Consider the following 25,941-nt stretch of genomic DNA (forward strand, 5'->3'; position numbering starts at 1 on the left):
CGGCTCCTGCCGGGACACGGCCCGAGCGGCAGCCCGGGCGACCCGAGCCGGCCGGATCCCACCGGGGCCGGCCCGAACCACCCCGACCCACCGACGAAAGAGCTGACATGGACGAGAACACCCGCTACCAGGTCCTGCGCAACGACGAGGAGCAGTACTCGCTGTGGCCGGTCGACGTGGAGGTGCCCGCCGGCTGGCACCCCGTCGGCAAGGAAGGCACCGAGGCCGAGTGCTCCGCGTACGTCGACGAGGTCTGGACCGACATGCGCCCGCGCAGCCTGCGCGAGCGCATGGAGAACACGGGGGCCTGACCCCGTCCGCCGTACACCGGGCCCGGGGGCGCGGGTGTCACGCCCCCGGGCCCTCCCGGGCCTCCGCCCGCCGAGAGGAACTCCGCATGACACCCGAACTGCACACCGAACGACTCGACTTCATCCCCTACCGCCCCGAGGACGAGGACCACTTCGTCGCCCTGCTGCGCGATGAGGAGGTATGCCGCTGGATGGGCCAGGAGAGAGTGCCCGAGGAGCACATCCGCACCCTGTTCCGCGCCATCCTGACCGAGGTGTACCCCACGCGGAGGTTCGACGTGTGGGGACTGTGGTGCGACGGCGTCTACGTCGGGCACGCCGAGATCAAGAAGACCGGCAACGTCGACGGCCACGAACTGGTCACCGCGCTGGTCCCGGGGCACTGGGGCAGGGGCCTGGGCGGCGAGGTGGTCCGCGGCCTGCTCCGCCACGCCGCCGACAACCTGGGGCTCAAGGAGGCCTACGGCATGGTCGGCGCCGAGAACACCGCCAGCCTGGCGATGTGCCGGCGCCTCGGCTTCCGGCACGTGCGCGACGTCGTCGGCGACGACGGGACGGTGACCAGGATGATCGTCATCTCCACGACCGAAGCGGTCTGAACGGAGGGACGGATGTCTTCGTGGGCCGGCCGCCCGGCCGGCCCACGACTCGACGGCGCGGTACGCGACGGCAGTTCCGCACCGTGCGCCCGCCCCGTCGACGGGAACGGCGGCGCCGAACGCCGCCGTGCCCCGGCCGGCGTCGTCGCCCTAGCCGCGGCCCCCGGGCTCGGCGTCGTCCGACTCGCGGCCGCCGGGCTCGACGTCGTCCGCCTGGGGACCGCCGGGCACGGCGTCGTCCGACTCGCGGCCGCCGGGTTTGACATCGTCCGACTGGGAGCTGCAGTGCTCGTGACGCGCCGCGTTGTCCGCGGGCTTGGGGAGAATGGTCCACAGCAGGGCATCGAAGCCCTGCTGTGCCGGCTTCGCGTCGCAGTTCTGCACCTGTCCCTCACGGCTGGGCGGGGAAGCGGCGTCCGCAACGGCGGCCGAGGCGGAGGCCAGGACGGCGGCGAGGCTGATGACGGTCGCAGCAGCCGAGCAGGCGAGGGAGCGCTGCAGACAGCGCAGTGGCGTGGTCTTCATGATCACACTGTGGACGGGGAGCCCTCCCGGCGGAAGGCCGACAGCCCCCCGGGCGGGCAACTTGACCCGATCGCACGATCCCTCGGTCGGCGCAGCGGTACGGGCCCCCGGTTCGCGGGAGCCGTCCCGCGCCGGCTCCCGGCGGACGACACGAACGTGGATGACACGAAACAGGAAAGGCAAGGAGGTTACGCACTCCTTGCCACTCTCAACTTATAGCGCACCGGGGGGCTTGCGGCAAGGCCCGGTTCGTGCCGCAGAATCGCGGTCCAAAGCCAGGACCTGCACAGATGGGGGAACGATGATCGACGTGATCGTGGCCGGCGGTGGACCGACCGGGTTGATGCTGGCCGCGGAGCTCCGGCTCGCCGGAGTGCGTGTGGTCGTGCTGGAGAAGCTGACCGAGCCGGCCGGGCAGTCCCGCGGACGTGGCCTGCACGCGCGCAGCGTCGAGATCATGGACCAGCGCGGCCTGCTGGAGCGGTTCCTCGCGGCCGGTCGGAAGTTCCAGGCCGGCGGTGTCTTCGGGGGCATCGTCAAGCCGTGGCCGGACCGGCTGGACACGGCTCACCCGTACGGTCTCGCCGTCCCGCAGCAGGTCACCGAACGGCTGCTCGACGAACGCGCCCGCGAACTCGGTGCCGAGATCCGGCGCGGCTGCGAAGTCACCGGCCTGAGCCAGGACGAGGACGGGGTGACCGTCGAACTGGCGGACGGCACGCACGTGCGGGCACGCTACCTCGTCGGGTGCGACGGCGGCCGCAGCGTGGTGCGCAAGCGGCTCGGCGTCGATTTCCCCGGTGAGCCCGCCCGGGTCGAGACGCTGCTGGGCGACATGGAGGCGACCGAGGACGCGGCGACGATCGCCGCCGTCGTCGAGGAGGTCCGCAAGACCCAGCTGCGGTTCGGCGCCATGCCCGACGTGGACGGGCACCAGGGGCTGTACCGCATCATCGTGCCCGCCGACGGGGTGGCCGAGGACCGTGCGGCCGCACCGACCCTCGAGGAGTTCAGGCGGCAGCTGCGCGCGTTCGCGGGCACCGATTTCGGTGTGCACTCCCCGCGCTGGCTGTCCCGGTTCGGCGACGCCACCCGGCAGGCCGAGCGCTACCGGGTCGGCCGGGTGCTGCTGGCCGGCGACGCGGCGCACGTCCACCCGCCGACCGGCGGGCAGGGGCTCAACCTCGGCGTGCAGGACGCGTTCAACCTCGGCTGGAAGCTGGCCGCCGAGGTCAACGGCTGGGCTCCGGAGGGCCTGCTGGACAGCTACCACGCCGAACGGCACCCGGTCGGCGCCCGCGTGCTGGTGAACACGCGCGCGCAGATGACGCTGCTGGGCACCGATCCGGGTGCGACCGCGCTGCGGGAGCTGCTCTCGACGCTGATGGACTTCGAGGAGGTGAACCGGTACGTGACCGGGATGATCACCGCGGTCGGGGTCCGCTACGACCTCGGTGAGGGCCATGAGCTGCTCGGCCGGCGGTTGCGGGACGTGAAGCTGAAGCGGGGACGCCTCTACGAGTCGATGCACGGCGGCCGCGGACTGCTGCTCGACCAGACCGGCCGGCTCTCGGTGGACGGCTGGGCGGACCGGGTCGACCACGTCGTCGACGTCAGCGAGGAACTGGACGTTCCCGCGGTGCTGCTGCGGCCGGACGGCCACGTCGCCTGGGCCGGTGAGGACCAGCGGGAACTGCTCGGCCGGCTGTCGAAGTGGTTCGGCGCCGCCGCCGGTGGACGCGATGCCCCCGCCGGGGACGCCGTACCGCAGCCCGGCTGAGCGGCGCCGACGAAGCGACGAAGCGCAGCCGGCCGCCGTCCCCGTCCGTGGGGGCCGGCCCCCACGGCGGGGGAGGGCCCGGACGGCGGTCCGCCCCGCGCACACGCGCGCCGGACGGCGACCGGCCACCCCCCGCCCCGGTCAGGCGCTCCGTGGACGCCGGCCGGCTGCCTTCTTCGCGGGCTTCTTCGCGGTCTTCCTGGCGGGCTGCTTCTTCGCCGGTGACTTCTTCGGGGTGGGCAGCTCGTGCACCTCGGCCTCGCCCTCCGCGTCCTCACCGCGGGCGGCCCGGGCCTGGGTGACGGACGCGTTCAGGGCGGCCATCAGGTCGAGGACCTGGCCGGGCTCCGCGGCCGGCTCCGGGAGGGCGGACGGCTCCTTGTGCTCCCGCTTCGCCTCGATGATCTGCTCCAGCGCCTCGGTGTAGGTGTCCCGGAACTCCGGGCCCTCGAGTTCCTCGCGGGTCATGGAGTCCATCAGCGCGAGTGCGCCCCGGATCTCGTCCTCCGACAGCTCCACCGGCGGCGGGACGAGGGACGCCGGGTCGCGGATCTCGTCGGGCCAGCGCATCAGATGCAGCACGATCACGTCGTCCTTGACGCGGAGGATGCCGAGGCGCTCCCGGCCGTGCCACGCCCACTTGGCGATCGCCACCCGCGAGGACCGGCCCAGGGCGCGCCGCAGCAGCTCGTACGGCTTCGCGGCGACCTGGCCGTCCGGGGCCAGGTAATAGCCCTCACCGATGCGGATGGGGTCGATGGACTCCAACGGCACGAACGCCTCGATCTCGACGGCCTTCGCGGTGGGGAGCGGAAGGTTGCCGAGGTCGTCGTCGCTGATCGGGACGACCCGGTCCCGGGCCCACTCGTACCCCTTGCCGATCTCGTAGGGCTCCACCTCGCGGTCCTCGATCTCGCAGAACTTGCGCACCCGTATCCGGCCCATGTCCGGCAGGTGGTACTGGTGGAAGCGGATCGAGTGGTCCTCGGTCGCGGACTGCACATGGATGGGCACGGTGACCAGGCCGAACGAGATGGCACCGGACCAGATGGTGCGAGGCATACCGGACTCCAGGCGTGGCGGGCCCCGAGCCCCTACAGCCTACTGTGGGACCTGTGGGACCTGTGGGATCCACTGCCGCTCGCCGCCCGGGCCGCCTCCCCGCACCACCACCGCGTCCTCCCGTTCGTGCGACGCCCGATCAGGGGAGCAGCATGGAGTGTGGCCGGCAGCCGCAGCCCTCGGGCTCCGTCACGGAGGGAGCTGCAGGATGGAAACAGACGAACCGTTCCAGGCCCAGGAGGCCCGCCAGCCGGGGCCGTTGCCGCCGGGCGGCCTGCTCGACCGGCTCAGCGTGTCCGCGGTGGTGCTGGACAGCGAGGGGCGGATCGTGTTCTGGAGCCCGCAGGCCAGCGACGTCTTCGGCTACAAGCCCGAGGAGGCACTGGGCCGGTACGCGGCCCGGCTGCTGGTCCACGCGGAGCACCGTGAACTGGTGACCCGGCTGTTCGCCGAGGTGATGGGCACCGGCGCGAGCTGGGCGGGCGCGTTCCCCGTCCGGCACAAGGACGGCAGCACCCGCCTGGTGGAGTTCCGCACCATGCGGCTGCTGGACGACGTCGGCGAGGTCTACGCCCTGGGCATCGCCGCCGACCAGGCCACCCTGGAGGGGATCGAGACGCAGCTCGCGCTGTGCGAGCGCCTGGTGTCGCAGTCACCGATCGGGGTCTCGCTCCTGGACCCCGACCTGCGCTATTTGCTGGTCAACCCCGCCCTGGAACGGATCAACGGCATCCCTGCCGCCGACCACATCGGCCGTCGACCGCGCGACATCCATCCGTTCACCGGCATCGACACGATCGAGTCCGCCCTGCGGCAGGTCCTGGTCACCGGGACTCCGCTGATCGACCAGTACATCGTCGGCCGCACCCCGGCCGACCCCGACCACGATCACGCCTGGTCGGTGTCCTACTACCGGCTCGAAGGATCCAACGGGCGGGTGATCGGCGTGGCGAACTCCGTCGTCGACGTCACCGAACGCCACCGGAGCGCGACCGAGGCGGACCGGGCCCGGCGCCGTCTGGCACTGATCGCCGACGCCGCGGCCCGCGTGGGCACCACCCTGGAGGTGGGGCAGACCGCCCAGGAGCTGGCGAACGTCGCCGTGCCGGACCTGGCCGACATCGCGGCGGTCGACGTCCTCGACGCCGTCCTGGCCTTCCGCCGCGGCACCGGCCCCCACGAGGGGCCGGAACTCTTCCGCGCACTGGCCGTGACCGCGGCCTATCCCACAGAGGCCACCGCCGCCGCGGACCAGGTCGGCGACCTCGCCGCCTACGGCCCGGACCGTCTGATCACCCGGTGCGTCCACACCGGACAGCCGGTCGTCGTCGCCCACACCGGACAGGACGATCTGCTGCGCATCGCCCGCGACCCTGACGCCGCCGCCGCCTTCGCCCGGGCCGGCGTGCACTCCTATCTCGCCGTGCCGCTGATCGCCCACAACGAGGTGCTCGGCGCCTTCGACCTGCTGCGCACCCGCAACCCCCTCCCCTTCGACGAGGACGACGTGGTCCTCGCCTCCGAGCTGGCCGCCCGGGCCGCGGTGGCCATCGACAACGCCCGCTGGCACGAGAGCGTGCGCAACTCCGCCGAAACGCTCCAGCGCAGCCTGCTGCCCGGCCGGCATCCCCGCCTGGCCGGTCTGGAAGTCGCCTCCCGGTACCAGCCAGCCCAGGCCTCCTGTGAGGTCGGCGGCGACTGGTACGACGTCATCCCCCTCAGCGGCGACAAGACGGCCCTGGTGGTCGGCGACGTGATGGGCAACGGCATCGACGCCGCCGCGACGATGGGGCGTCTGCGCACGGCCACCTGCGCCTACGCCGACCTGGAACTCAGCCCCGACGAGGTCCTCCAGCACCTCGACAAGATCACCCGCGGTCTGGAGCACTACATCGTCACCTGCCTCTACGCCGCCTACGACCCGCACCTCCATCAGTGCCACATCGCCAACGCGGGTCACCTGCCGCCCGTCCTCATCCGCGACGGACAGCGTCCCGAACTCCTCGACCTCCCCACCGGGGTGCCTCTCGGGGTCGGCGGCGTCCCGTTCGACACGGTCGCCTTCGAGCTGAACGTCGGCGACCGGCTCGTCCTGTACACCGACGGCCTCGTCGAAACCCGTCACCACCCGATCGACGAGCGGCTGAACACCCTGCTCCGCATCCTCGACGAACCGTCCCGCCCGCTGGACGCCACCTGCCAGTGGCTCCTGCAGTCCCTGCGCGATCCCGACGACCACGACGACGTCGCCCTCCTCATCGCACAGCCCCAGCCGTTCACCGCGGGGGAGCAGGGCCCCACCTGAGCCGCGGGCACCGACCGGGCAGAGCCCTTCGCCGCGCAGGCGACCGCTCTTCACGGTCACGACCTCGTACACGGCCCCGGCCGGCGTTCGCGCCGTACGGGGCCGCGGTTTCCGCCGGTTCGGGGCGTGGCCGTCCGCTGCCCGCGGGCCGGGCCACGGCCGTCTCCCTGACCCACCTGCGACAGGAAGCCGGTAGGGCCCCCCGGAGTAAATCTGCAGCGGCGGCAGTAGACATGGTGGGGTCGGGCCAGTAACGTATTGCCCGTACTCACGGAGGTCGAAGAAGGCGCGGCAGACACGAACTGCCGCGCGGGAACGTCCAGCAGGACGGATCGGCAGTCCGGCGGCGGGAGCGCGGAGAACGGTCCCGCCGGTGACTGTCGGCCGAAGGCAGTACCCACGAAGTCCAGCAAGTACCGCCGGCGAAACCGAAAGAGGGAGGAGCAGACGCCATCAGGATCGCCCGGGCAGCCATGGCACCCGGGTACCGCAGGCCCCAGAACGGAAGGTGGTCCACGGTCATACCTACGCGATCCCCGCACCTCCGCCCTCGGGTGGACGGGCGGAACAGGGAAGCCGGCGTGAAGTCAGCCGGCAGATGGTGTTGAAACCTCGGGGCCCGGGCGCCGCAGTTGGCGCCCGGGCCCCCCGACGCGTTCCCGAAAGAAGAGGTCTATGCCCGCTGCGAGTTCCCGCCCCGTCGGCGCTCTCGACGACGAGGACTACCCGGCCTACACCATCGGCCGGGCCGCCGACATGCTCGGCACCACCCCCGCCTTCCTTCGCGCCCTGGGTGCCAACCGCCTGATCACCCCACTGCGCTCCGAGGGCGGCCACCGCCGCTACTCCCGCTACCAGTTGCGCATCGCGGCCCGTGCCCGCGAACTCGTCGACGCCGGCACCCCGATCGAGGCCGCCTGCCGCATCGTCATCCTCGAGGACCAGCTCGAAGAAGCGAAACGCATCAACGAGGAACTGCGCGCCCGCGGCTCGGGAACGGGGTCCAGGACCCCGGCCTGACGCCGACGCGGTCCGCCACCGCGGCCGGTCCGCGAGCCGAGCCGGCCGTCCACGCCGGCCACCGGGGTGACGCCGCGGTGACCGGCCCCACGACGTGCGTACACACCGCTCGCAGGCCCCGCCCCGTGGGCACGGCGCACCGCCGGTCAGGCCCCGCTGCGGGCCGAGGACGCCGTGGCTCGCAGCACCGGGTCCCTGCGCAGCCGTACGAACGTCACGAACAGGACCAGGGCCTGCAGCGCGGCGCACGCCCCGATGACATCGGCCAGATACGGCGGCGGGGTGAGGGCGAGCACGACGCCGGCGACGGGGTAGGGCAGGAGCAGGAGCAGGATGGTCAGGGAAAGGGTCGTGGCGAACGCCGCGGGCGGGATGACCAGCGACCGCACGGTGCGCAGGACGACGGTGAGCCCTCCGTCGGCGGCCATGAACAGGGCCACCAGGGCCACGTAACCGGCGTAGGAGGGGGCCTGCGGCACGGCCAGGCAGGCGGCGGCCGCGATGGTCGCGCTGGCGACGCCGACCCCCCACAGACCCAGCCGGTCGAGAAGGACCCGGCAACAGGCGACCGCGACCAGCGTGGCGGCGGCCGCGACCGACCAGAGCGTGCCGACGGCGGCCGCGGACCGGCCGAAGCGGCCCTCCACAAGGACGGGGCTGGCCGACTGCAGCAGTCCGAGCGCGAGGTTGGAGCAGGCCAGTCCGGCCACCAGCCTGCGCAGGGACGGCAGTCCTCGCAGCGTCCGCCAGCCCTCCCGCAGACCACCGCCCGACTCGGGCCCCTTCTGATGCGCGGCGCGCAGGGGAGTGGGCGGCGTCTGCAGGGCGAGCCCGGCGGACAGGAAGGACAGCAGGCTCAGGCACGCGAGCATGCGGGTCGGCCCGGTGAGCAGCAGGACGCCGCCAAGCGCCGGGCCGACGAGGGTGGCCGTCTGGTCGATGCCGATCAGCACCGACTGCACCTTGTGGGACTGCCCCTCGGTGCGGCGGCTGACGATGGCGCCGACGGCCTCGTTGGCGATGAAGCTGAACTGCGTCAGCGCGCCGGTCAGGGCGGCCAGCGCCATGACGGTGAGGGTCTCGGTCGTGCCCGGCGGCAGCATGATCAGCACGGCAGCGCCGCCGGCCACCAGCAGGGCGCGGGCGAGGGAGGCGAGGAAGCACACGATCGCCGCGCCGCTGCGGGACACCAGGGCGCCGGCGAAGCTGAACGCGGCCACCCGGGGTATCCATTCCAGCGCGAAGGCCAGACCCGTCAGGGACGCGGAACCGGTGGTGGCCAGCACCACGAGCGGCATGGCGTACGTCGCCATGGAATAGGCGAGCGCGTCGCAGGCGCGGGGTGCGTAGATCCGTCGGAACAGGCCGCCCGTGGGGACTGCCGCGTGCCGGCCGGCCGGCTGGGCCTCGTGCAGGGAGACGGTCACGAAGTGGGGGTCTTTCGTTGAGCGGGGACGGACGGACGGCCGGGGCGTTGTCCGCCGCTCAGGCGACGGAGAGCACTTCGGACATTCCGGCCATGGCCATGACACAGCTTTGGGTCACGTGAACTCCGCTCGGAAAGGAGAGACGAAGACAGGCAGGAGGAGCGCCGGCGAACCTGATTGAGGTGTGAACTACGACGCCGTAACAAGATAGCGGAAGAGAACTCTCCAGTAGCCCCCTCGTACAACGCGTCGCACGGGCCCGCCGGACCCGACGCTCCTGCGTACTGTGGGGGCAGGGTCGCGCGCCGGCACCCGCGACGGAGTATGGGGGGACCGTGAGTCTCCGCGGCTTCCGGCAAGGGTGACGCGGCGGTGAAGGGGGCGACGTCGGCGCAGGTGAAAGTGGTTTGCCGAGCCGGATGCCGCGTGGGTAGCGTCGCCGTCCGTGACTCCGACTCTGCGCACCGAGCGGCTGCTCCTTCAGCCGTACGTCCCCGAGGACGAAGAGGGCTTCGTCGCCCTGTTCCAGGACACCCGGGTGTCGCGCTGGATGGGTGACGGCCCTGCCGCCGAAGCAGCGGACCGCGCCCTGTTCCGACGGATCTTCACCAAGGTCTACGCCGAGGACCTGTTCGACGTCTGGGCCGTTCGCCGGGACGGACTCCTGGTCGGGCATGCCGAGATCAAGCCGACCGACGTCACCGGAGGCCACGAGATCGTCTACGCGCTGGCGCCGGCGGCCTGGGGGTGCGGCCTGGGGACCGAGCTGGCGGAGGCGGTCGTCGCCCATGGCTTCGGCACCCTCGGACTGACCGAGATCCACGCCACCGTGGCCGCGCCGAACAGCGCCTCCCTGACCCTGCTGGAAAGAATCGAATTCGAGCACGTCCGGGACATCGAGGAGGACGACGGCAGCACCACACGCGTACTGGTCCGCCGCCCGGCCACGACCCACAAGTCGCCCCTCACGCGGCACGGTTGAACGAGCCGTTGCCGGCACGTCGACCCGGGGTGGCGGGTCCGGCGGCGTCGGGCCCCGGCTCCGGCTGGTCCCGCCGCGCGGACGACGGGGGTGGACGGCGTCCGGTCTCGTGTCGCGGCGGGCCTCTCGGCGCCGCGTCCCCGCACCCGCTCGGGCGCACGCCTGTCGGCTGCCCGGGGCACGCCCATCGGCCACTCGGGTGGACGACCGGCTCCCGGTGATAGAGCCGGGCGGCCCCTCGGTACGGATTCATGCGGGGGCGCTGTGTCAGCGCCCCGTTCCGATCGCCGGCGCGGTGCCCTGTGGCCCCGCCGGCTCGAAAGGAGCAGTTCCCATGCATGGACGACCGGTGGCCGCCGCAGTGGCGGCGGTGGCGCTGTGCGGTGTGTCCGCACCCCAGGCACTCGCCGCCGATGGAACCAGTCAGGACGAGACGTTCCTGATACAGGCGCACCAGGGCAATCTCGCGGAGACAGCGGCGGGGGAGGACACCCGGAACCACGCGACGAGCCAGTGTGTGAAGGAGGTCGGCGCCGTGCTGGTGCGCGACCACCGCAGGCTGGACGCGGACGTCAGCGCGCTCGCCGGCAAGCTGAAGGTGAAGCTGCCGGCTTCCCCGTCCGCGGAACAGAAGAAGGAACTGGCCGCCGTGCAGGCGAAGGCCGGCAGCGCGGCGTACGACGCGGCCTGGCTCACCACCCAGGACACCGCGCACCGCAAGACGCTGGCCCTGATCGACCAGGAGATCAAGGCGGGCCGGAACGCCCAGGCCGTGGCCGCCGCCCGCAGCGCCCGCCCGGTGGTGGCGATGCACCTGGACATGGTCCGCGGCGGGACCTGCCGCGCGACCCAGGACGCGGGAATGGTCCGCGCCGGCGTCGGCGGCCGACTCGCCGCCGATGAGGGCTCCTCGACCTCCGTGCGCACGACCGGCCTGGCCGGCGGCGGGCTGCTCGCCGCCGGTGCGGCCGCCGGGCTGCTGCGCACACGGCACCGTTCGGCCGCGAAGCGGTAGGCAGCGGCACGCAGCCGTAGGACGCCACCGGTGACCGCCGTCCCCATGTCCCCGTGCGGGCTGAGCGTAGCGATCACCGGTCGGCGGGCAGCACGCACATTCCGAGCGTCACCCGGCCCATCCGGGCGGCTGACCGGGCCGGTACGGGGAACCGCCGGCGCCGGTGGCAGTCGCCGCCCCGGCCCTCCCGCCGGCGCAGGCGTGACACCTCACGTCGCATCACCTCGCAGGCTGGAGTCCAGACGACGCCGCCCGGCGTGTGCCGGCGGACGTGGCGCGCCGAACAGAGGCCCGGCTGCCCGACGTCCCGTCGGTGCGGAGACCGCCTCGGAACCTCCCGGGGGGGCGAGGGGCTCGCGCGCGGCACGCCTCGTGCCGGACACCCCGCCCGCCACGCCCGAGCGCCGGCTGCCGACCGCAGATCGTGTTACTCGCCCGGAACCTCTTTCCTCACACCTTCCCCTTCCACCACTATGGGCAGCCCCAAACTGGCTGGTCCGTCAGGAGCGGTCACACGGGTCGGCACGGGTGACGAGGAGGCGGATCGATGGTACGGGCCGACGGAACCGGCGACGGACCCGGTGGCAGCGGCGGCGAGTACAGCGGTGCGTCGGACGAGCGTTTGACGGAGTTACTGCGCGCCGACACGTCAAGGGCGTATTCCGCTCTGCAGGAACTGCGCGCCCGGCACGGCGGGCCGGTGCTCGCCTACGCCCGCCAGTGCGCGGCCGGCGACTCGTCGGCCCGCCAACTCGCCGCCCAGGCCTTCGCGACAGCCGCACGCCGGGCCGCGCGCGGCACCGACCCGGGCGGCCCGCTGCGTCACCACCTCCTGCTGCTGACGGCCCAGGTTGCCCGGACGTGGGCCCTGGACGAACGGGCCGGCGGACTCGACGCCGGGTTGCTGCTCGTCCTGAACACGGCGGGCGCCGAAGGCCCCGTGCCGCCCATGCTCGCGGCGTTCCGCACCTTGCCGTACCGGACACAGGGCCTGCTCTGGTACGGCATCGTGGAGGAGGAGGCCGAGGACAGCACGGCGACGCTGCTCGGCCTCACCCCGCAGGACGTCGCCCACGGCACCCGACCCGCGCTCCAGACGCTGGCCCAGGCCTGTCTGCGGTCCCGTCTGGCGGCCTCCGACGATCCCCGGTGCGGCGACTTCCGCAGGCTCATCGAGGAGTCGGTACGGCCCGGCAGTCGTCGCACCAGCGCCGACCTGCACGGTCACATGGCGCGCTGCGCCCACTGCACCGCCGCGTACGAGGAGTTGTGCACCCTGCGGGACACTCCGCGCGCGGCACTGGCCGAGGGCTTGCTGCCCTGGGCGGGTACGGCGTACGTGTCGTGCGCGGGGCCGGAGGAGGCGCCCGGCACGGACAGCCGTGCGACGGCCGGTGCCTGGCCGCCCTCACGGCGCTTGGTGTTGACCTCCGCGGCGCTCGGCGTCGCCGTGGCACCGCTGCTGGTCCTCCTGCTGTCGCGGGGCGGGTCGCCCGCCCCGGAGAGGGCCGCCTCGACGGCCGGCCCGGTGAGCCCGCCCCCGGTGACGGTCACGGCGACCGTCCCGGCCCCCACCCCGCCGGCCTCCCCGTCACCGTCGTCGCCGGCGACCGGCACCTCCCCGTCACCGACCCGTACTCCGCCCCCGCCGCACCGGGCGCGCCCCACGCCCTCGCACAGCCGCACCGCGCCGGCGCAGGTCCCGCCGGGCAGCACGTACGCCCAGGTGGTGAACGTCGCTTCGGGTCTGTGCCTGGACATCGACGGCGACCTGGAGAAGCGCACGGACGTCGTCGCGTCGCCCTGCACGTACTCACCGACCCAGCTGTGGCGGTTCGACTCCGGGCGGGATGTGCTGCAGTCGTACGCCGACCCCGCGTACTGCCTGGACAGCAGAGGCGCCGTGGACCGCGGCGTCGGCATCTGGGAGTGCGACTCGGTGGACGGCGACAACGGCCAGAACCTGAGGTTCGCCGTCGACGCCCGCGGTGTCATCCGCCCGGACATCGCCCCGGACCACGCGGTGACGGCGAGCGGGGACGGCTCGGTGTCCCTGGAGCGGGAGGCGGGCCGGGCGGACCAGCGGTGGCGGGCGGGGGCCTCCTGAGGTGAACCCATCGGCGGCCGCGCCGAGTTGTCTGCGCTAGTCCTGCAAGAACGCCAGAATGTCCGGGTTGAGAACGTCCGGATGGGTCGACAGCATCCCGTGGGGAAGCCCGTCGTAGCTCTTCAGGGTGCCGTTCTTCAGGAGCCCGGCGGACAACGGGGCGGAGTCCGGATACGGCACGATCTGGTCGTCGGTGCCGTGCGCGACGAGCACCGGGACCTCGATCTTCTTGAGGTCCTCGGTGAAGTCGGTCTCGGAGAACGCCTTGATGCTTTCGTACTGGGCGTTGGCCGCCCCCATCATGCCCTGCCGCCACCAGTTGTGGATGAGTCCCTGCGAGACCTTCGCGCCGGGCCGGTTGAAGCCGTAGAACGGCCCCGTCGGCACGTCGATGTAGAACTGCGAGCGATTGGCGGCGAGGGCGGCGCGCAGTTCGTCGAAGTCCTCGATCGGCGAGCCGCCGGGATTGGTGTCCGACTTGACCATGACCGGCGGCACCGCGCTGACGAGCACCGCCTTCGCGACACGGCCCGGTTTGGCGCGCGCGACGTAGCGCGTGACCTCACCGCCGCCGGTGGAGTGCCCGACGTGGAACGCGTCCTGCAGGTCGAGCGCGTCGGCCAGCGCCGCGGCATCGGCGGCGTAGGTGTCCATGTCGTGGCCGGCCGCGGTCTGGCTGGAGCGTCCATGGCCTCGTCGATCATGGGCGATCACCCGGTAGCCGCGCGCGAGGAAGAACAACATCTGGTTGTCCCAGTCGTCGGCGCTGAGCGGCCAGCCATGGTGGAAGACGATCGGCCGGCCGTGGCGCGGACCCCAGTCCTTGTAGAAGATGCTCGTGCCGTCAGGAGTGGTGACCGTGCTCATGGCTGATCCTTCCGCGTGAACGGCTGGAGGCTGAAGCGGCTGGCGCGCGATGATCTTTTCGCCGCAGCACGGCAGACACAGGCCGGCGGGAAGCCCCGCCGCTGGGAGGCTGCGGTCCGGTCCGTCGCCAGCCACGATACGCTCGCGTCCGGCACGGCTCATCTCCTGGCCGGTCGTCCCCCGACGGCTCCCGGGCGCGGGCCGGTTGCCCTGCGCTAGCGTGGGCCCCATGTACGCGACGCGGATCTCCGGGCACGTGAACGCCCCGCGGCAGGCCGTGTACCGCGCCCTCGTGGACGCCGAGGCCGTCGCGAAGTGGCGTGTGCCGGACGGGATGACGGCACAGGTGCACACGTTCGACGCGCGGGAGGGCGGTGAGTTCCGTGTGTCCCTCACCTACGAGGCACCCGCCGCGGCCGGGAAGTCGGCCGCGCACACCGACACCTACCACGGCCGTTTCGCCCGGCTCGTGCCGGACGAACAGGTCGTCGAGCTGATCCGGTTCGAGTCCGCCGACCCCGCCCTGCGCGGCACGATGACGATGACCACGACCCTCAGCGAAGCGGCCGATGGAGGCACGGACGTCCTGGTGGAGCACGAGGGCGTGCCCGACGCCGTCTCCGCCAAGGACAACGAGACGGGCACGCGGATGGCCCTGGCCAACCTGGCTCGGCTGGTGGAGAGCAGGGGCGGCAGCGCGTAGACGGTCCGTGCGGGGCCCGGCTCGGACTGCCGGACCCCCGCACCGGACCGTTGCGCCGCCCCGTGCGGGGACCTGGCCGCCGCGGGCTCGGGAGGCGGCGGGCGCCGCAACGCCGTGGCGGCCGCGCCCGCAGCGGCGGCCCGGCACCCGGGCGAACGAACGCCGCCCCTACACGCGGCTCCCGGTCGCCGTGTCCGCGGACAGCCGCTGGGCGATGTAGATCGGCACGACGGAGAGGAGCACCAGGACGGCCGCCACGACGTTGACCACCGGTGCCTGCTGCGGACGGGTCATATTGCCGAAGATCCAGATCGGCAGCGTCTCGACACCGGGCCCGGCCGTGAAGGTGGTCACCACGATCTCGTCGAAGGACAGCGCGAACGCGAGCAGGCCGCCCGCGAACAGCGCCGAGCGCACCAGCGGGAAGGTGACGTCGGCGAAGACGCGGAAGGTGTGCGCGCCCAGGTCGGCCGCCGCCTCCTCGTACGAGCCGGAGGTACGGCGCAGCCGGGCGACGACGTTGTTGAAGACCACCACGATGCAGAAGGTGGCGTGGCCGACGACCACGGTGAACAGCCCGAGGCCGACGCCGAGCGGCTTCAGCACCGTGGCGAAGGCCGAGTTGAGGGCGATGCCCGTGACGATGCCGGGCAGCGCGATGGGCAGGACGACCACGAAGGAGACGGCGTCGCGGCCGAAGAAGCGGTGCCGGGCCACCGCGAAGGCGATGAGCGTGCCCAGGACCAGGGCGATCGCGGTGGCACCGAGGCCCGCCCGCACCGACGTCCACAGCGCGCTGCGGGCGCCGGTGTTCTCCCAGGCCGCCGACCACCAGCGTCCGGTCAGGCCCGGCGGCGGCCAGCTCGCGCTGCGGTCCGGGTTGAAGGAGTTGACCAGGACCAGCAGGAGCGGAACGTAGATCACCGCGAAGCCGAGGGCGGCGGCGGTGCGCAGGGCCATGCGTGCGCCGCGGGAGAGCTGCATGAGGTGGGACACCCCCGTTGGGGACTGGTGACGTCGGTCAGAGGTTGCTGAGGGCGCCCGTGCGGCGCATCGCCAGCAGGTAGAGCACGATGACGACGACCGGGACGATACCCAGAGCGGCGGCCATGGGCAGGTTCAGCTCGATGTTGGAGTACACGAGGTTGCCGATCAGCTGTGTCCTGCCGCCCACGATCTGCACCGTGATGTAGTCGCCGAGGCTGAGTGAGAAGGTGAAGACCGAGCCGGCCGCGACGGACGGCAGCACCATCGGCAGCACCACCGAGCGGAAGGTGCGGCCGGGGCGCGCACCCAGGTCGGCGGAGGCGTCGAGCAGCCGGGCCGGCAACTGCTCCAGCGCGGTGTGGATCGGCAGGATCATGTAGGGCAGCCACAGGTACGTCAGCGTCAGCACGGCCGCGGACAGCCCGAAACCGGGGCCACTGAGCCCGAACGGCTGCAGCATCCAGTCCGCGAGCCCGCCCTCGGACAGGATCAGCCGCCAGGCGTACACCTTGACCAGGTAACTCGCCCACAGCGGAGTCAGGATGGCCACCACCAGCAGGGGCCGCCACCGGGGGCCGGCGACGCGCGCGGTGTAGAACGCGAGCGGGAAGGCGATCAGCGCGCACAGCACGGTGACCCCGAGCGCCACGCCGACACTGCGCACGATCACCTCGCGGTAGACGGGCGTCGTCAGCAGGGCACGGAAGTTGCCCGCCGACCACACCTGGACGACCTCGGAGGTGAAGGAGTCCGTCGTCCAGAACGCCGACACGAACAGCACGCTCAGCGAGCCGAGGTAGAGCACCGCCAGCCACAGCAGTGGCGCGGTCAGCAGCAGGGACAGCCTCAGCCGGGGGCGGCGGTGCAGTGCCGCGGCGAGCCGCCGGACGGCGCGCCGGGGGACCCGTCCGGCGGCGCGCTCGGTGCTGTGGGCGGTGGCGGCCACCGTTCAGCCCTTGATCTCGGTCCAGGCCTGCACCCACCGGGCGTACGGCACGCACTTGACGTCGGTGCGCCCGTCCAGGCACTGCTCGATGGGCGTGTTCCAGAAGGCGATCCGCTTCCAGTAGGCCGTGTCGCCGGCGTGGTAGGTGCCGCAGAAGTTCCGGTCGGCGGTCTGCCGGCACGCCCCGGCGTTGGCCGGGGCCTCACCGAAGTACTCCGCGACCTGGGCGTTGACCTTCGGGGAGATGATCCAGTCCAGCCACTTGTAGGCGCAGGCGGGATGCTTCGCCTTCGACGAGACCATCCAGGTGTCCGACCAGCCCGTGGAACCCTCCTTCGGTACGAACGCCTTGACCTGCGCGCCCTCGGAGGCGGCGAGGTTGGCGATGACCTGCCAGGTGGTGCCGACCACGGAGTCGCCGCTCTTGAAGGCGGAGACCTCCTTGAGGTAATCGCTCCAGTACTCGCCCACGTACCCGTGCTGCTTCTTCAGCAGGCTCACGGCCGCGTCGAACTGGTGCTGGTCCAGCGCGTACGGATCCTTGATCTTCAGCTCGGGCCTGGTCGCCTTGAGGTACAGGGCCGCGTCGGCGATGTAGATGGGCGAGTCGTACGCCGTCACGTGCCCCTTGTACGCCGACGCGCCGTCGAAGACGGCCGACCAGGAGGTGGGCGCGGGTTTCACCTTCCCGGTGTTGTACATCAGCAGGTTGGCGCCGCGGCCGTGCGGGATGCCGTACGCCTTGCCGTCGACGGAGTTCCAGGGCTGCAGCTTCAGGTCGGCGAACACGTCCTTGTAGTTCGGCACGAGGTCCGTGTTGACCGGGGCGGCGTCGCCGGAGGCGATCAGGCGCAGGGAGGCGTCGCCGGAGGCCGAGACGGCGTCGTACTCGCCGGTCTTCATGAGCTTGACCATCTCGTCGGAGCTGGCCGCGACCTTGGAGTGCACCTGGCAGCCGGTCCGCTTCTCGAAATCGCCGACCCAGTCGACCTTGGGGTCGTTGGAGCCGTCCTCGACGTATCCGGCCCAGGCGATCAGGTTGACCTGGCCCTCGGGCCTGCCGAGTTGGGACGGCGCCTTGAGGTCGGGCGGGTTGAGGCCGCCGGCCGGGGAGCCGCCGTCACCGGAGGCCCCGCAGGCGGTCGCGGTGAGAAGCAGGGCCGTGGCGGCAGCGAGAGCAGCGCAGACGCGCCGCCGGCGGGAGCGTGTGCGGGCGGCCCCCGCTCGGCGGGACCGCGGGAGCGCTGACGGCCGGACGGCTGAGCGCGGTCGCGCTTCCGGCACCGGCTGAGGCGCCCCGGAGCCGGGGGAAGGACGCAGGGCCTGGACGGTTCGGGTGAGGTGCACGACGTGACTCCCAACGAGGGCGGGGCAATTCAGCGGGCGGCGGGGACCTGAACGGCGTGGCGGCGGTGCCAGGCCAGACGGACCCGGGCCCCGCGGTAGGCGGCGACGTTCTCGGCGGAGGTCTCCAGGTTCTGCTGGAGGACGGTGAGGCGGCCGCCGGTGTCGAGGTCGACCAGGAAGCGGGTGCTGTCGCCGAGGTAGACGACCTCCGCGACAGTGCCCGTGGCCGTGGCCTGCCCGGGCTCGTCGGCGAGGGCGGACTCCTTCAGCACGCGGATCTTCTCCGGCCGGATGCTGTGGGTGCCGTCGGTGCCGAGGACCCGCTGGGCGGACTCGCCCCGCAGCAGGTTGGAGGTGCCGACGAAGGAGGCGACGAACGCGGTCGCGGGACGTTCGTAGATCTCGGCCGGCGTGCCGACCTGTTCGAGGCGTCCCTGGTGGAAGACGGCGATGCGGTCACTCATCACCAGCGCCTCCTCCTGGTCGTGCGTGACGAAGACGAACGTGATGCCCACCTCGCGCTGCAGCGCCTTGAGTTCCAGTTGCATCTCCTCCCGCAGTCTCAGGTCGAGGGCGCCGAACGGTTCGTCCAGCAACAGGACGCGGGGCCGGCCGACCAGGGCGCGGGCCAGAGCGACCCGCTGGCGCTGGCCGCCGGAGAGCTGGGCGGGCCGCCGGGTGCCGTAGCCGTCGAGGCGGACCTCGGCGAGCGCCTCGCGGGCCCGCCGCAGCCGCTCGGCCCGGGGCACCTTGCGGACCTTCAGGGCGTAGGCGATGTTCTGCTCGACCGTCATGTGCGGGAACAGCGCGTAGTCCTGGAAGACGGTGTGCACGTCCCGTTCGAAGGGCGCCAGATCGGTGACGTCCCGCCCGGCGAGTTCGACGCGGCCCTCGGTGGGCGTCTCGAAGCCGGCGATCAGGCGCAGGACCGTCGTCTTGCCGGAGCCGGACGGGCCGAGCATGGAGAAGAACTCCCCGTCCCGTATGTCCAGGTCGACCCCGGCCACGGCGACCGTCTCCCCGAACGTCTTGCGCAGGCCGTGCAGCCGGACCGCAATTCCCTTCATACGGGAACCCTTCCCCGCTCAGAAATGTTGAACGGAAACCTATGAAGCCGTAGTTGGAAGTTCAAGACCGCCTCCGGCGGCGCGGCCCAGGGCGCGGCCACGCGGCCGGCACGGCGACGAACTGGGCGACCTCGCCGACCACCGGCCCGCGCTGCCGGGGCACGGGCCGTCTCGCGGAGGACGCACCGGCCCGGCTTGCTGCGGGACGCGTCGGCCCGGACGGCCGCGGTGTGCGCCGCCCGGCTCGCCGGGTGCCCGTCGGCCCGGCCCGTCGCGGCGCGCACCGAGCCGGCTGCGGCAGGCGCGTCGGCCGCAGCCCACGCCGCCGCCGGGCGGGCGGGGGCGGCACCGGAGGTGGAAGGCCGAGGCGGCCGTCCGCTCTCCACCGCCCGCCGACGCGGGTCCGGCGGCCGACGGCGAGACGCTCTCAGGAGCCGTAGAGCGCCTCGATGTCCGCTGCGTAGGCCTGCACGATCGCGGCGCGGCGCAGTTTGAGCGACGGCGTCATGAGGCCGTTGGCCGTGCTGAACTCGTTCGGGATGATGCGGAACGCGCGGATCGCCTCGGCCTGGGAGACCGCGGCGTTCGCCATCGTCACCGCGCGCTGGATCTCGCCGCGCAGTTCCTCGTTGATCGTCGCCTCCCGGGGCCGGGCGTGGTGCTGTGCGCGAAGCCGGCACCAGTGCTGCGACGCCTCCGGATCGAGGGTGATCAGCGCCGCGATGAAGGGGCGGTTGTCGCCGACGACCAGGCACTGCGAGATCAGGGGGTGCCGCAGCAGCCGCTCCTCCAGTACCCGGGGGTTGACGCTCTTGCCACCACTGGTGATGAGGATGTCCTTCTTGCGTCCGGTGATGACCAGGAAGCCGTCGTCGTCCAGCCGGCCCACGTCGCCGGTGGCGAACCACCCGTCGCGCAGCACCGGCTCGGTGGCCGCCGGATCGCCGAGATAGCCGGAGAAGACGACATCGCCGCGGACCCAGATCTCCCCGTCCCGTGCCACGTGGACGGAGCAGCCGGGCAGGGGTCTGCCGACGGTACCGAAGCGGGGCCGGCCCGGTGGCTGGCTGGTGACCGCGGCGGTCGTCTCGGTGAGCCCGTATCCGTCATGGATGGTGACCCCGGCGCCGGCGAAGAACAGGCCGAGCTGCCGGTCGAGACTCGATCCGCCGGAGGTGGCGTGCCGGACCCGGCCGCCCAGAACGGCCCTCAGCCGCCCGTACACCAGCCGGTCGAAGACGCCGTGCGCGGCCCTGAGCAGCGGTCCCGGTCCCGGACCCTCGCCCCTGTCCCGGCGCTCCAGTTCCTCGGCGTAGCGCACCGCGGCGTCCACGGCCCGGTCGAAGAGCGCCTCGCGGCCGGCTGCTTCGGCCGAGCGCCGGGCCGAGTGGAAGATCTTCTCGAAGATGTAGGGCACGGCGAAGACGTACGTCGGCCGGAACGACGCCAGAGCGGGCAGCAGCGCGGCGGGGGACAGGTCCGGCTGGTGCCCCAGCCGGATACCGCCGCGCATGCAGACGACCTGCACCATCAGGCCGTAGATGTGGGCAAGGGGCAGAAAGGCCAGCACGGCCGGTTGCTCCCCGGGCTCGGCCAGGATCTGCCGCCAGCCCGCGTTCAGGGTGTCGCACTCGGCCGCGAGATTGGCGTGGGTGATCAGGCAGCCCTTGGGGTGGGGGCCGGTGGTGCCGGAGGTGTAGGCGATGGTGGCGACCGAACCCGGATCCACCGCTCTGCGGTGCCGGTGCACGACGTGGTCGGGGACGCCCCGGCCCGAGTCCGACAGCAACTGCACGCAGTTCGCGTCCAGTTGCCATATCGCCTTCAGCAGCGGGAGCCGGTCGCAGACCGCTCCCACGGTCATGGCATGGTCCTCGTGTTCCACCACGACGGCCACCGCCTGCGCGTCCGACAGGATCCAGCGGACCTGGTCCGCCGAGGAGGTGGGGTAGACGGGTACCACCTGGGCGCCGATGGACCACAGCGCGTAGCTGAAGAGCGTCCACTCGTAGCGGGTCCGGGACATCACGGCGACGCGGTGACCGAACTGGATGCCGGCGGCCAGCAGTCCCTTGGCCAGCGCCAGCACCTCGTCGCGGAACTCGGCCGCGGTGACCGCACACCACTTCTGCCCGTCCAACGGGTCGCGCCGGGCCAGCTGCTCCAGTTTCGGGTCGCGTTCGGCCACGTCGTACACCGAGTCCGCAAGGCCTCCCGCCGACAGGGTCTCCACCAGTGCCGGAAGGCTGAAGTCACGCACGCTACCCCCAGGATGAGCCATTCACCGTGCCGCGCCTCGCGGCGGGCAGGGGCGCAACATACCGGCCGACACCCCGGGTGCCTAGGTGTGCTGTCCATTCACCGGGGAGTGCGGTGCACGCGTTGGCTCACCGCGGGTGACCGACCCTTGACGCGTACACGTATAGCCCGAAGAATGAGCGCGCTCTGCTGTGACAACGTTGTCCAACGGGAAGGGGTGGCTGACGCCCATGAGAGGCACTCGGCGAACACGGGGTGCGGGAAAGGCGATCGCGGCGGCCGCGCTCCTCGGCGCGGCGCTCGCCGTACCCACGGCCCAGGCGGGCACCGCCCACGCCGCCACGGCGCAAGAGGGCCGGCTGACGGATCTCGTCAACCCGTTCATCGGGACCGAGAACGAGGGCAACACCTACCCGGGCGCGGCCGTGCCCTTCGGGATGGTGCAGTTCTCGCCGGACACCGGGCACAACACCGGTTATGACCACACCCAGAACCACATCCGGGGCTTCTCCCTCGTCCACCTGTCCGGCGTCGGCTGCGGGCTGGGCGGCGACCTGCCGGTGCTGCCGACCGTCGGCGACGTCACCGAGACGGACAACGACAAGTACCAGGCGGAGTTCAGCCACGACACCGAGGAGGCGAGCCCCGGCTCCTACCAGGTCGGGCTGAAGAACGGCATCCGGGCCGAGCTCACCGCGACCGCGCGCACCGGCGTGCAGCGCTACACCTTCCCCGCCACCGACAAGGCCAACGTCCTGCTCGACGCGAGCCAGTCGCTGCACCGGACGGTCTCCACCGCGGTGGAGGTCCTCGACAGCCGGACCGTGCGCACCGCGATCACCGGCCGGGGCTTCTGCCAGGACACCAAGCCCTACACGATCTACACGATCACCCGCTTCGACCGCCCGTTCACCGCGTACGGGACCTGGAGCGGCTCCACCGTCACCGCCGGCGCGAAGACCGGCACCGGAGGCGCCTACCTCCGCTTCGACACCACCGAGGACCGGACCGTCGAGGCGACGACCGCCCTGTCGTACGTCGACGCCCACGGCGCGGCCGTGAACCTCCGCGCCGAAGGCGGCCGTTCCTTCGAGCGGGTCCGCGACGCCGCCCGGCGCGCCTGGGAGGACCGGCTCGACGACGTCCGCGTGCAGGGCGGCAGCGACACCCTGCGCCGCACGTTCTACTCGTCCCTGTACCGGTCCTTCCTCGCCCCCAACATCGGCAGCGACGCCGACGGCCGCTACACCGGCTGGGACCAGAAGGTCCACCGGGCACGCGGCTTCACCTACTACCAGAACTGGTCGCTGTGGGACACCTACCGCACCCAGTCCCAGCTTCTGTCGCTCCTCGCCCCGCGTGAGGCCCGCGACATGGCGATCTCCGTCATCAAGGTCGACGAGGAGAGCGGCTGGCTGCCCAAGTGGGGCTACGGCACGGTCGAGACGAACATCATGACCGGCGACCCCGTCACCCCCTTCCTCACCAATGCCTACCAGCAGGGCCTGCTGAAGGGCTACGAGGAGCGGGCCTACCGCGCGCTGAGGAAGAACGCCGACGGGGTCCCGCCGGCCGACTCGCCGGCCGTGGGCCGTGAGGCGAACAAGGAGTACCTCGCCGGCGGCTTCGCGCCCTACGTCAAGGGACGTCCGCACGCCAAGCCCGGCGACTCGGACTACGACCACGGAGCCTCCGCGACGCTCGAGTACGCGCTGTCGGACGGCATGCTCGCCGGGATGGCCCGCGATCTCGGCCACGACGCCGACGCCGCGCGCTACACCGCCCGGGCCCAGAACTACCGCCGGATCTTCGACGCCTCGACCGGCTTCTTCCGCGCCCGCGACGCCTCCGGCGCCTTCACCGGACCGGCCGACCCGGCCCAGAGCGAGGGATTCCACGAGGGCACGGCGTGGCAGTACCAGTGGCTCGTGCCCCAGGACCTGCCCGGCATGATCGGCCTGATCGGCGGCAAACGGGCGGCCAACGACCGGCTGGACTCCTTCTTCGCCTACGACCGGCTGGTGAAGGACCCCGCGAAGACCGCCCGCGAGGTCTGGGTCAACGGTCCCTACGACTACTACAACGCCGACAAGTACAACCCGCAGAACGAGCCGGACCTCATCGCCCCGTACACGTATCTCTCGACCGGGCAGCCCTGGAAGACCACGGACGTGGTGCACGCCGCGCTGACCCTGTTCACGGACACCCCGACCGGCATGACGGGCAACGACGACCTGGGCACCATGTCCGCCTGGAACGTGCTGTCCTCGATCGGGATCTTCCCGGTGCAGCCCGGCTACGACACCTGGGGCCTGTCCACGCCCGTCTTCGACCGCGTCGACCTCACCCTCGACCGCCGCTACTACCCACGCGGCTCGCTGACGGTGACGGCGCCCGGCACCTCGGACACACGCCGCTACATCCAGTCGGCGCGTGTCGACGGCTCCCCCTGCGCACGGACGTACCTGACGACGGACGACCTGCGGCACACCCGCTCGCTCGCGTACACCGTCGGCACCGCACCCTCCACGTGGGGCACGGCCGCCGAGGCGGGGCCCCCTCCGCTGAACTGAACCGGCCCTCGCCCCGACCCGGGTCCCGCCCCTCCCGAGCGGCGGGACCCGATCAGTCACGGCACTCCTGCCCCGGCCCCGGCGCGGGCCGCGGCAGGAACCGGGCGGACCGCACCGGGTCTCCGGCGGGCGGCGGCCCCGGGGTACCATGCTGGGGTTGCTCCGGCAAACCCGCCGTCTTCGCCACGGACGGCATCCCTACGCCCCGTCACCCCAAGGTCATGTCCCACCGCACGTTCCCACGTCCGCCGTCGAACCGGGCCGACCTGCGAAGCCGAGTGGGGCGGCTGCGGCAGGTGCTGTCCCCGCGGGGTGCGCTCTCGCTCCGCAGGGTGGACGGAGCCCTGCTCTTCGCTCTGCGCGCGGCGTTGGCGATGGCCCTGCCGACCCTGCCGCTGGTGCTCTCGGGACGTCCCACCCTCGCCGTCTTCCCCATGCTCGGCGCGTTCACCACCACCTTCGGCCGCAACCTCCCCTACCCCCGCCGGGCGCGCGTCCTGGCCGTCGTCGCCATCGCCATGACGGCCTGCGTGGGCGCCGGCTCCGCCCTCGCCGCGCTGACCGACGCACAGGCGGGTCCGGCCGGTGCGGTGACGGTGATCGTCGCGATGGCGGTGGTGGCCGGACTCGCGAAGTTCGCCTGTGACGCGACCGGCCTCGGCGGCCTGGGCGCGGTGCTGCTGCTCCTGTCCTTCGCCGTCGCGGCCAACGGCTCGGAAGTGACACTGGCGGATGTCCTGCCCCGGACGGCACTGGCCGCGACGGGTGCCGTGATCGCCTGGGCGCTGGCCCTGGCCGGCTGGCTGGTGCACCCCCGCCGCCCGCAGCGCCTGGCGGTGGCCGTGGCCCTGCGCGACCTCGCCGATCTCCTCGACGCGGACGGGAGCGGGGACGGCGCCGGTCCGGCGCGGCACCGGGCGACGGCGAGCATCCTGCGCGCCTACCGGTCCCTCGGCCTGACACCGTCGACGCCGGCGCGGCGGAACGCCGGCACGCCGGGCAGCGAGGTGCGACTGACCGACGCGGCCTGGACCCTGCTGATCACGTCCGTCCACCGGCCGCCCGACGCCGGGACGGCGGGGCGGCTGCGCCGGCAGGCACGCGCCCTCACGGCGCGGGGACGTCATGCTCCCTCCCCCCTGCCCGCACTCGTCCTCTCCCGTCCGGAAGCCGGTGACGCCGCCGCGGCCCCGCCCGCGGGCGGCGGAGACGGTGCCGCCCGGCAGCCCGGGCGCGAGGCGGCCGCGCCGGGCACCGCCCGATCAGCGGCGGAAGCCGAGGCCGCGACCTGCCGTGCCGCCGAGCTGGCGGTGGGCACCTCCTCGGCCGGCCGCCGCCACCTCGCCGTCCACGGCGTGCCAGCCCTCCGCATGATGCTCGGCACGGGCGTGGCAGGCGCGGCGGCCGCGTTCCTCAGCTTCGGACACGGGTACTGGGCCGCCGTCTCCGCGGCCGCCGTACTGCACTCGGTCAACGTCCGCACCAGCGTCCAGCGTGCCGTCCAACGCACCCTGGGCACCCTGGCCGGACTGCTCATCTCGGTCGCCGTACTCGTCACGCATCCGGCTCCCACCGTCGCGGTGTTCCTCATCGTGCTCCTGGAGTTCCTCCTGGAGTACGTCGTGGCACGCAACTACGGCCTGGGCGTCGTCTTCCTCACCCCGCTGGCCCTCCTGCTCAGCAATCTGACGTCCCCCACGTCCACCGGAACGCTCGTCTACGACCGCATGCTGGGCGGTGCCGTGGGCATCGCCGTCGCCCTGGCCTGCGCGCTGCTGGTGGTCCACGGCCGGGCGACGGAGCGGGTCCGCCAAGCCCTGGTGGTGTGCACGCGGGCCTCGGAACACGCCGAGCGAGCACTGGCCGGCTCCGCCGAACCACCCCCCGAGGTGCAGGCGCGGCTGGCCGCCGCGGTGGTGGAGCTGCGCTCGGCCGACGACGCCGCGGCGGGTGAGCTGCGCTCGGGGGGAATCGACCCCGCCGAGCTCGCGGAGGCCGAGCAGCGCGCCTACGGACTCCTCCACCGCCTGCTGCGCCGCCACCCGCTGTGACACGGCAC

Annotated in this window: 20 protein-coding genes; 11 read left to right on the top strand and 9 right to left on the bottom strand. The window is 72.6% G+C overall.

The window, feature by feature from the left end; translation table 11 throughout:
- Nucleotides 1-107 precede the first annotated feature (107 nt).
- Nucleotides 108-311, top strand: coding sequence for an MbtH family protein (locus ACWDNY_RS07075; protein ID WP_279554040.1), 204 nt, complete (start codon nucleotides 108-110; stop codon nucleotides 309-311).
- Nucleotides 312-397: 86 nt separating this feature from the next.
- Nucleotides 398-910, top strand: a complete 513-nt coding sequence (locus ACWDNY_RS07080; protein WP_451644694.1) for a GNAT family N-acetyltransferase — start codon at nucleotides 398-400, stop codon at nucleotides 908-910.
- A 150-nt stretch (nucleotides 911-1,060) separates the two neighbouring features.
- Here the strand turns inward: ACWDNY_RS07080 and ACWDNY_RS07085 are convergent, their stop codons facing one another.
- Nucleotides 1,061-1,435, bottom strand: a complete 375-nt coding sequence (locus ACWDNY_RS07085) for a hypothetical protein (protein ID WP_451644695.1) — start codon at nucleotides 1,433-1,435, stop codon at nucleotides 1,061-1,063.
- A gap of 301 nt (nucleotides 1,436-1,736) precedes the next feature.
- On the opposite strand from ACWDNY_RS07085, the gene rox reads away from it, so the two are divergent.
- Nucleotides 1,737-3,215 carry a rifampin monooxygenase gene (gene rox, locus ACWDNY_RS07090; protein ID WP_451644696.1) on the top strand — a complete coding sequence of 493 codons (1,479 nt, stop codon included), beginning with the start codon at nucleotides 1,737-1,739 and terminating at the stop codon, nucleotides 3,213-3,215.
- Nucleotides 3,216-3,356: 141 nt separating this feature from the next.
- Here rox and ku read toward each other — a convergent pair whose 3' ends face one another.
- Complete coding sequence (gene ku / locus ACWDNY_RS07095; RefSeq protein WP_451644697.1) at nucleotides 3,357-4,277, bottom strand: non-homologous end joining protein Ku; 921 nt, start codon at nucleotides 4,275-4,277, stop codon at nucleotides 3,357-3,359.
- A gap of 208 nt (nucleotides 4,278-4,485) precedes the next feature.
- Between ku and ACWDNY_RS07100 the strand changes: the two genes are divergently transcribed.
- Both ACWDNY_RS07100 and ACWDNY_RS07105 read left to right on the top strand, forming a co-directional pair.
- Nucleotides 4,486-6,582 (top strand): SpoIIE family protein phosphatase, encoded by a 2,097-nt coding sequence (locus tag ACWDNY_RS07100; RefSeq protein ID WP_451644698.1) that lies wholly within the window; start codon nucleotides 4,486-4,488, stop codon nucleotides 6,580-6,582.
- 675 nt (nucleotides 6,583-7,257) lie between these two features.
- The gene (locus tag ACWDNY_RS07105) at nucleotides 7,258-7,602 is read left to right on the top strand and encodes a MerR family transcriptional regulator (RefSeq protein WP_451644699.1); all 345 of its coding nucleotides are present in this window, start codon (nucleotides 7,258-7,260) and stop codon (nucleotides 7,600-7,602) included.
- Nucleotides 7,603-7,748: 146 nt separating this feature from the next.
- On the opposite strand, the gene ACWDNY_RS07110 is transcribed toward ACWDNY_RS07105, so the two are convergent.
- Nucleotides 7,749-9,029: an MFS transporter gene (locus tag ACWDNY_RS07110; protein WP_451644700.1), complete on the bottom strand. Its 1,281-nt coding sequence runs from the start codon at nucleotides 9,027-9,029 to the stop codon at nucleotides 7,749-7,751.
- Nucleotides 9,030-9,474: 445 nt separating this feature from the next.
- Between ACWDNY_RS07110 and ACWDNY_RS07115 the strand changes: the two genes are divergently transcribed.
- The 3 genes from ACWDNY_RS07115 to ACWDNY_RS07125 all read left to right on the top strand — a co-directional run bounded on the left by ACWDNY_RS07115 (nucleotide 9,475) and on the right by ACWDNY_RS07125 (nucleotide 13,133).
- Nucleotides 9,475-10,011, top strand: a complete 537-nt coding sequence (locus ACWDNY_RS07115; protein ID WP_451644701.1) for a GNAT family N-acetyltransferase — start codon at nucleotides 9,475-9,477, stop codon at nucleotides 10,009-10,011.
- 334 nt (nucleotides 10,012-10,345) lie between these two features.
- Nucleotides 10,346-11,026 (top strand): DUF4142 domain-containing protein, encoded by a 681-nt coding sequence (locus ACWDNY_RS07120; RefSeq protein ID WP_451644702.1) that lies wholly within the window; start codon nucleotides 10,346-10,348, stop codon nucleotides 11,024-11,026.
- A gap of 547 nt (nucleotides 11,027-11,573) precedes the next feature.
- Nucleotides 11,574-13,133: a ricin-type beta-trefoil lectin domain protein gene (locus tag ACWDNY_RS07125; RefSeq protein ID WP_451644703.1), complete on the top strand. Its 1,560-nt coding sequence runs from the start codon at nucleotides 11,574-11,576 to the stop codon at nucleotides 13,131-13,133.
- A 36-nt stretch (nucleotides 13,134-13,169) separates the two neighbouring features.
- On the opposite strand, the gene ACWDNY_RS07130 is transcribed toward ACWDNY_RS07125, so the two are convergent.
- Nucleotides 13,170-14,000, bottom strand: coding sequence for an alpha/beta fold hydrolase (locus ACWDNY_RS07130; RefSeq protein WP_451644704.1), 831 nt, complete (start codon nucleotides 13,998-14,000; stop codon nucleotides 13,170-13,172).
- Between the two features lie 229 nt (nucleotides 14,001-14,229).
- Here ACWDNY_RS07130 and ACWDNY_RS07135 point away from each other — a divergent pair, with 229 nt between their 5' ends.
- A complete protein-coding gene (locus ACWDNY_RS07135) occupies nucleotides 14,230-14,703 on the top strand; it encodes an SRPBCC domain-containing protein (protein ID WP_451644705.1) in 474 nt (157 codons plus the stop codon).
- Between the two features lie 168 nt (nucleotides 14,704-14,871).
- On the opposite strand, the gene ACWDNY_RS07140 is transcribed toward ACWDNY_RS07135, so the two are convergent.
- The 5 genes from ACWDNY_RS07140 to ACWDNY_RS07160 all read right to left on the bottom strand — a co-directional run bounded on the left by ACWDNY_RS07140 (nucleotide 14,872) and on the right by ACWDNY_RS07160 (nucleotide 21,310).
- Complete coding sequence (locus tag ACWDNY_RS07140; RefSeq protein ID WP_451644706.1) at nucleotides 14,872-15,687, bottom strand: ABC transporter permease; 816 nt, start codon at nucleotides 15,685-15,687, stop codon at nucleotides 14,872-14,874.
- A 37-nt stretch (nucleotides 15,688-15,724) separates the two neighbouring features.
- On the bottom strand, nucleotides 15,725-16,636 hold the full coding sequence (locus tag ACWDNY_RS07145) for an ABC transporter permease (RefSeq protein ID WP_451644707.1): 912 nt from the start codon (nucleotides 16,634-16,636) through the stop codon (nucleotides 15,725-15,727).
- Nucleotides 16,637-16,639: 3 nt separating this feature from the next.
- Complete coding sequence (locus ACWDNY_RS07150) at nucleotides 16,640-17,794, bottom strand: ABC transporter substrate-binding protein (protein ID WP_451644722.1); 1,155 nt, start codon at nucleotides 17,792-17,794, stop codon at nucleotides 16,640-16,642.
- Between the two features lie 218 nt (nucleotides 17,795-18,012).
- Entirely contained in the window at nucleotides 18,013-19,050 is a 1,038-nt protein-coding gene (locus ACWDNY_RS07155) for an ABC transporter ATP-binding protein (protein WP_451644708.1), read from the bottom strand.
- A gap of 427 nt (nucleotides 19,051-19,477) precedes the next feature.
- Nucleotides 19,478-21,310 (bottom strand): AMP-dependent synthetase/ligase, encoded by a 1,833-nt coding sequence (locus ACWDNY_RS07160; protein WP_451644709.1) that lies wholly within the window; start codon nucleotides 21,308-21,310, stop codon nucleotides 19,478-19,480.
- Between the two features lie 229 nt (nucleotides 21,311-21,539).
- On the opposite strand from ACWDNY_RS07160, the gene ACWDNY_RS07165 reads away from it, so the two are divergent.
- Together ACWDNY_RS07165 and ACWDNY_RS07170 are read left to right on the top strand one after the other, a co-directional pair.
- Complete coding sequence (locus ACWDNY_RS07165; protein WP_451644710.1) at nucleotides 21,540-23,882, top strand: GH92 family glycosyl hydrolase; 2,343 nt, start codon at nucleotides 21,540-21,542, stop codon at nucleotides 23,880-23,882.
- A 221-nt stretch (nucleotides 23,883-24,103) separates the two neighbouring features.
- Nucleotides 24,104-25,933, top strand: coding sequence for an FUSC family protein (locus tag ACWDNY_RS07170; RefSeq protein ID WP_451644711.1), 1,830 nt, complete (start codon nucleotides 24,104-24,106; stop codon nucleotides 25,931-25,933).
- The last annotated feature ends 8 nt before the right edge of the window (nucleotides 25,934-25,941 follow it).

Source organism: Streptomyces sp. NPDC003697 (assembly GCF_053587115.1).

Excerpts from the sequence above, each read along its gene's own strand:
- ACWDNY_RS07135 (WP_451644705.1), top strand. The coding sequence starts at position 14,230 with ATGTACGCGACGCGGATCTCCGGGCACGTGAACGCCCCGCGGCAGGCC.
- ACWDNY_RS07155 (WP_451644708.1), bottom strand. The coding sequence starts at position 19,050 with ATGAAGGGAATTGCGGTCCGGCTGCACGGCCTGCGCAAGACGTTCGGG.
- ACWDNY_RS07120 (WP_451644702.1), top strand. The coding sequence starts at position 10,346 with ATGCATGGACGACCGGTGGCCGCCGCAGTGGCGGCGGTGGCGCTGTGC.
- ACWDNY_RS07140 (WP_451644706.1), bottom strand. The coding sequence starts at position 15,687 with ATGCAGCTCTCCCGCGGCGCACGCATGGCCCTGCGCACCGCCGCCGCC.
- ACWDNY_RS07165 (WP_451644710.1), top strand. The coding sequence starts at position 21,540 with ATGAGAGGCACTCGGCGAACACGGGGTGCGGGAAAGGCGATCGCGGCG.
- ACWDNY_RS07105 (WP_451644699.1), top strand. The coding sequence starts at position 7,258 with ATGCCCGCTGCGAGTTCCCGCCCCGTCGGCGCTCTCGACGACGAGGAC.
- ku (WP_451644697.1), bottom strand. The coding sequence starts at position 4,277 with ATGCCTCGCACCATCTGGTCCGGTGCCATCTCGTTCGGCCTGGTCACC.
- ACWDNY_RS07075 (WP_279554040.1), top strand. The coding sequence starts at position 108 with ATGGACGAGAACACCCGCTACCAGGTCCTGCGCAACGACGAGGAGCAG.
- ACWDNY_RS07080 (WP_451644694.1), top strand. The coding sequence starts at position 398 with ATGACACCCGAACTGCACACCGAACGACTCGACTTCATCCCCTACCGC.
- ACWDNY_RS07170 (WP_451644711.1), top strand. The coding sequence starts at position 24,104 with ATGTCCCACCGCACGTTCCCACGTCCGCCGTCGAACCGGGCCGACCTG.
- ACWDNY_RS07085 (WP_451644695.1), bottom strand. The coding sequence starts at position 1,435 with ATGAAGACCACGCCACTGCGCTGTCTGCAGCGCTCCCTCGCCTGCTCG.
- ACWDNY_RS07100 (WP_451644698.1), top strand. The coding sequence starts at position 4,486 with ATGGAAACAGACGAACCGTTCCAGGCCCAGGAGGCCCGCCAGCCGGGG.
- ACWDNY_RS07125 (WP_451644703.1), top strand. The coding sequence starts at position 11,574 with ATGGTACGGGCCGACGGAACCGGCGACGGACCCGGTGGCAGCGGCGGC.
- ACWDNY_RS07130 (WP_451644704.1), bottom strand. The coding sequence starts at position 14,000 with ATGAGCACGGTCACCACTCCTGACGGCACGAGCATCTTCTACAAGGAC.
- rox (WP_451644696.1), top strand. The coding sequence starts at position 1,737 with ATGATCGACGTGATCGTGGCCGGCGGTGGACCGACCGGGTTGATGCTG.